The sequence below is a fragment of the Streptomyces sp. S6 genome (assembly GCF_054880855.1).
Window position 1 is genome coordinate 1 of the sequence record NZ_JBTYMC010000740.1, and the last position, 560, is coordinate 560.

The following is a 560-nucleotide window of genomic DNA, read 5'->3' on the forward strand; positions in this document are numbered from 1 at the left end:
GCAGCGCCTCCTCGACGAGGTCGGCGAGCCAGCGGGCGGCGGAGTCCGTGTCGTGCGGGCGCCAGTCGCTGCTGGCACGGACGTGGTCGGCCACCGTCTCGGCCCCCGCGAGCGCGCGGAGGTGAGTCTTGGTGCCGCCCACGTCGATGCCGACCAGAAGCGGGCACGAGGGGGGTGCGTCCTGCACGGGTTCTTCCTTCGTCGGATGCGCTGAGCTGCGACGGCGGGCGAACCGTGCGAAGTGTGAACGGATCTTGAACTTTTCTCGGGAAGCCCCGGGACGGGCTTTCAGTCGGCCACGGCAGACGAGTACCGTGGGGATTTCGTTAGGAAGCTAACTAACGAACCAGGGTGCGTCAAGAGGTACTTCGAGGGGGATTCGTGCAGCACCTCAGTGAGAGCGCGGGCGCGGTCTTCGCCGTGCTGGCCGCCTCCGGCGACGCGACCCGGCCCCGGCTGGCCCAACTGGCCAAACTGTCCAAGCCGACCGTCTCCAACGCCGTCGCCGAACTGGAGGCGGCGGGGCTCGCCGCCCGCACCGGCACCGCCCACGGCGCCAC

1 protein-coding gene and 1 pseudogene are annotated in these 560 nt (G+C 70.2%); one reads left to right on the forward strand and one right to left on the reverse strand.

Features of this window, described 5'->3' with window-relative positions; genetic code table 11:
- Positions 1-187, reverse strand: a pseudogene (locus ACVNF4_RS36795) (ATPase); the annotation flags it as partial.
- A 194-nt stretch (positions 188-381) separates the two neighbouring features.
- On the opposite strand from ACVNF4_RS36795, the gene ACVNF4_RS36800 reads away from it, so the two are divergent.
- Positions 382-560: MarR family transcriptional regulator (locus ACVNF4_RS36800; RefSeq protein ID WP_461807143.1), on the forward strand; the 179-nt coding region annotated here is incomplete at its 3' end.